This is a genomic window from Klebsiella sp. 1SOBk10mer, assembly GCF_046602535.1.
GTDB classification, from domain to species: Bacteria; Pseudomonadota; Gammaproteobacteria; order Enterobacterales; family Enterobacteriaceae; genus Klebsiella; species Klebsiella quasipneumoniae.
The window spans coordinates 1-4,547 of sequence record NZ_JBKIUP010000036.1 but is presented as its reverse complement, the minus strand read 5'-3'; the positions used below and the strand labels follow the sequence as shown (position 1 = coordinate 4,547).

Here is a 4,547-nt window from a genome sequence, read left to right as displayed (position 1 = left end):
CCACAGAATGATGTCACGCTGAAAATGCCGGCCTTTGAATGGGTTCATGTGCAGCTCCATCAGCAAAAGGGGATGATAAGTTTATCACCACCGACTATTTGCAACAGTGCCACAGAAAATTACCTGAACTGCGTCAACTCGGAGTCTGGCCGCGTGCGCGTGGAAGCAAAGCGGGCGAGCGAAGAATACGGGCGAGTGCTGCGGCGCTATCCGCTGAAACCCGGCGAGACGGTCGAGCGTCCGCAACGCGGGGAAGTCGTCAGCAGCTCCGGGGTTCTCCCCCCACTGGACCCAGGCGAATACTAAGCGCGGCGGTGTGTAATAGACGGAGCGCGAGGCGACTACTGGTCAGGGTTTGCGCAAGGCGGGTGTGTAATAGACGGGAGGGGATCGATCCGGCGATCCAGCCTGTGGATAGTCCGTCTATTACCCACCCGGTTCCGTCGTTTACCCACCCAACCCCGTCTATTACCCACCGGAAACCGTCTATTACCCACCGAGGGGTTCTATAAGCAACTGATAATGAAGGTAAATTTTGCCTTCTGATTCCCTAAAACTCTTTAAAACAAAAAAAACATATATAAAACGTGTAGCCCTGGGGAAAACAGCCCGTGGAATTATGGACAATCCGGCAAGCCGGATACCTGCCTAACCGCTTCGCGGTTCCCCATTGACAGGCCAGGGACAACCGCGAGCGGTTGCCCCCACCCTGCCAACAGGTCGGCAGTTGCCCACAATACCACCGGCTCAAGCAACAGGATTTTTTTATATTTTTGTTTTTAAAAGAAAAAAGCGGCCGTGCTCTAGTGGCATGGCCGCGTTACGTGGTCCTATCAGGGGCTTGTGGCTCTTGCGCCTCCTCGGATCGACACAAGTGCCGATCACTGCGGCGGGGCGCTCCTGGCTCAAGCTGAAAAGCGATCAGTATCCGCACCAGTGGCGACGGCGTTCCCTCCACGCATTCGGGCCGGGCCTCCACTCAACGGCTAACCCCTCGGCCATGAGGGTTTGCCCCACGTCCCGCCCGTCGATCAGCAGGTGAACAAGGCGGCGGTCGTACTTGTCGGCTTGGCCGGAATCGACAACCTCGATGCGCTGAGCGTTGGCAACCAGTTCGCGGAGGCGTGCGGTTGCCTCGCGGCCCTTCGTCAGCTCGGCGTCGCACCTGGGCTTGTAGGTTTCCGGGGTGTCAATCGACAGCAGGCGCAAGCGTTGACCGTTGTATCGTAACCGTCCGGTGATTCCACCTTGAGCCAAATCGCCTGCCGACCAAAAGGCTCGAAGCTTACCACCCGGTCGATTCCGGTCAGATCCAGAAACGCCTCGTCGATGGAGTAGACATCCACTCTCGATGCCAGAGCTTCCAGGGTCGTCATCACCCGCCGGCTTATATCGCCATTTGTGTGGAATAGAGAATCAATTGGAACGGGGGCTTTGCTCGCCCCCCCTTGAACTTCTCATACCCAACCTGTTTGGCTATAGCTACTGAGGAGATCGCGGTGGCCCACCAAATCTTCCGGTCATCCTGTTCAATTACACCGCTAGCCGTACCCAGGAGGTGCCGCAGCGCCTCCTGGAGGCAGAAAGGCGTCGAGCGTATAGGTTGCTGGGCATGCGCGGCGCAAGTTCATCAGAAAACTCAATCCAAGGGCAAGATCGGCCGAGCGGAGATGGCACTGACTCTTATCAACAAGCTCTACGGCATCGAGCGCGACATGGAAGAGGCGGGCGATGCCCAGCGATACCAGACGCGCCAGTCGCAAAGCCAGGCTTTCCTGGAGCAACTGAAAGCTAGGCTGGACAAAACCCCTCCCCAGGTCACGTCGTCAAAGTGCCTTGGGCAAGCAATCAATTGCCTTGCGAGCAACTGGTTAAAGCTGATCCGCTACATCGAAAGGGGGACACCTGCCCATCGACAACAACCCTGCCGAGCGGGCGAGCCACCTTCTCATGTACATATGACCAAAGCGTCGCCCGTCTCCTCCCGTTATGTCATGCCTACCCACGACGGAGTATTGACGGTCTCTGTGCGCCAGAGCATAGTTTTCCCGAAGGGCGCTTAGGTACATATCTTCATGTGCTGTCCAGGCGCAGTTGCGTTTAGAGTACGTGTCCAATCAGTTTTAAATGGGTGTGAACATGAGAGCAGAAACTGAATCGCGGATTTTTTCGGTGGATGAATATGTTCGTCCGTCTAACGGCGAACCGATTCGTTCGGTTGTTCTGGAAACCAATGACTCTGTCGTCGTTGTTTGGCACGCCCACCCTGGGCAGGAAATAGCTTCCCATGTACATCCTCACGGCCAAGATACTTGGACGGTTATCTCAGGTGAAGCCGAATATCATCAAGGTAACGGCATAGTCACTCATCTTAAAGCTGGAGATATTGCGATCGCAAAACCTGGGCAGGTACATGGTGCAATGAACTCTGGCCCCGAACCTTTTATATTTGTTTCAGTGGTTGCGCCGGGCAATGCCGGTTTTGCGTTGGCTGAGAAATAGGCGAAAGGCCTGAGAGGAAACTGATGAATACACGATTATTTACGTTCGCTGGTGGAGAAACGGGTGTTTGGCGCGTTGTTCGGATGGATGCCGTGGCGGGAGCCCCTCTCCCTGGAATCCCCCGGCTCGACGTAGCCGCTGGCTCTGTTTCGCCGCAGCCTTTGGGCACCAAATGGCTTCTTCGCGGGATAACGAGTAACGAGCGTTATGTCGTGCGTGAAGAGAAGGATCGTCTCGTGGCGAAGCAGCCAAGTTTGGGTCGAGCAGAGGCCACCTGTGCCGCCCTGATCCCTATCCGGAAAAACCCCTCATGGTGGGGACTGGCTCAAGACGAACGCCGGAAGATTTTTGAGGAGCAGTCCCGTCACATTCACATTGGGCTCCAATATCTCCCTGCTGTGGCCCGTCGTCTCCACCATTGTCGGGACCTGGGCGAGAGCGAACCCTTCGACTTCTTGACGTGGTTCGAATATTCCCCGTCTGATGAGCCGGGCTTTAACAGGCTTTTGGCCGAACTCCGGGCCTCGGTGGAGTGGAAGTATGTCGACAGAGAAATCGACATCCGGCTAGTGCATGAGCCGGCCTAGTATCAGGTTTAACTGCGATCTCCGTGCGGCATACACCTGCGACACCCGCAGCCCAGCAAAGCCCGGAAAATCTAGTGTGTCTAATAACTTAGGAGTAACACGACACGTATGCCTAGCGAGCCACCAGTCGCTTGGGAAATTTTCTACTTATGGCCTCCTCTTTCTCTCATCGATCTCCCAGGGCATATCCTGCCGTCTAGAGTTGGCACCTTGTCCAGCTTTCGAAGAAGGCTCTCCATACACGTCCGGCCTACACCTTGTTAGGTATGGCCGGTTTCCAGTTGTGGGGCAATAGCTCGTCGATGGCGTTGTTCTTCTGTGTCGGCAGGCGAGTCAGCACATCCTTCAGGTAGGCATAGGGATCATGCCGATTCAGCTTCGCTGACTGTATTAGGGTCATGACCGCAGCCGCACGTTGACCACTGCGCAGTGAACCCGCAAACAGCCAATTGCTGCGCCCCAGCGCCCAGGGTCGGATCTGGTTTTCCACCCAGTTGTTGTCGATGGGCACAGCGCCATCGTCCAGGTAGCGCGTCAGCGCTTCCCAACGTTTGAGGCTGTAATCCAGGGCTTTGGCCGTGCCGGAGCCATCCGGCACTTTCTGGCGATGGGCCAGCATCCACTGATGCAGCGCATCGGCAAGGGGTTTGGCTTTGGTTTGCCGGATTTCCCGCCGCATATCCGGTGGCAGATCTTTGGTTTCCCGCTCGATCTCGTAGAGTCCACCGATGTATTCCAAGGCCTTGGCCGCCAATTCGCTCTTGTTGGCCTCGTGCAGGTCATAGAACTTGCGCCGGGCGTGGGCCATACAGCCGATTTCGGTAATGCCGTTGCCGAACCCGGCCTTGTAGCCAGCGTAATCATCACAGACCAGCTTGCCCCGCCAGTCACCCAGGAAGGTTCGGGCGTGTTCGCCTGCACGGCTGGGTGCGAAGTCGTAAATAGCTGCCTTCAGGTCGGCAAACGGTGTGGTGCAGTAGGCCCAGACGTAGGCCTTGTGGGTTTTCTTCTTGCCCGGGGCCAGCATGCTGACCGGGGTTTCATCGGCATGCAGAACACTGTGTTCCAGCAGAGTATTTCTCAACGCATCCACCAGCGGCTGCAACTGCACACCACAGGCACCCACCCATTCGGCCAGGGTGGAGCGCGGGATTTCCAGGCCGGCACGGCCGAACATGCGTTCCTGACGGTACAGCGGCAGATGGTCGGCATACTTGGCCACCAGCACCTGGGCCAGCAGGCCAGCGGTGGGGATGCCTTTGTCGATCACCTGCGGTGGCACCGGTGCCTGGATCAACGTCTCGCAGCTGTCGCAGGCCCATTTGCCCCGGATGTGACGTTCAACGGTGGGCACTGTTGCAAAGTTAGCGATGAGGCAGCCTTTTGTCTTATTCAAAGGCCTTACATTTCAAAAACTCTGCTTACCAGGCGCATTTCGCCCAGGGGATCACCATAATA

4 protein-coding genes and 2 pseudogenes are annotated in these 4,547 nt (G+C 56.7%); 4 read left to right on the top strand and 2 right to left on the bottom strand.

What is annotated here, in order from left to right:
* Positions 1 to 306 (top strand): hypothetical protein (locus ACLH1I_RS26280; RefSeq protein ID WP_176222701.1); only part of this gene is annotated, 306 nt, incomplete at its 5' end.
* A gap of 615 nt (positions 307 to 921) precedes the next feature.
* Here ACLH1I_RS26280 and ACLH1I_RS26275 read toward each other — a convergent pair.
* Complete coding sequence (locus tag ACLH1I_RS26275) at positions 922 to 1,209, bottom strand: thermonuclease family protein (RefSeq protein WP_009486461.1); 288 nt, start codon at positions 1,207 to 1,209, stop codon at positions 922 to 924.
* 292 nt (positions 1,210 to 1,501) lie between these two features.
* Here ACLH1I_RS26275 and ACLH1I_RS26270 point away from each other — a divergent pair.
* The 3 genes and pseudogenes from ACLH1I_RS26270 to ACLH1I_RS26260 form a co-directional block, all read left to right on the top strand.
* Positions 1,502 to 1,938, top strand: a pseudogene (locus tag ACLH1I_RS26270) (IS66 family transposase); the annotation flags it as partial.
* A 189-nt stretch (positions 1,939 to 2,127) separates the two neighbouring features.
* On the top strand, positions 2,128 to 2,502 hold the full coding sequence (locus tag ACLH1I_RS26265; protein ID WP_001348195.1) for a cupin domain-containing protein: 375 nt from the start codon (positions 2,128 to 2,130) through the stop codon (positions 2,500 to 2,502).
* 23 nt (positions 2,503 to 2,525) lie between these two features.
* Complete coding sequence (locus ACLH1I_RS26260; protein ID WP_001097412.1) at positions 2,526 to 3,089, top strand: chlorite dismutase family protein; 564 nt, start codon at positions 2,526 to 2,528, stop codon at positions 3,087 to 3,089.
* Positions 3,090 to 3,339: 250 nt separating this feature from the next.
* On the opposite strand, the pseudogene tnpC reads toward ACLH1I_RS26260, so the two are convergent.
* A pseudogene (gene tnpC, locus ACLH1I_RS26255) lies at positions 3,340 to 4,437 on the bottom strand (IS66 family transposase); the annotation flags it as partial.
* Positions 4,438 to 4,547: the final 110 nt, after the last annotated feature.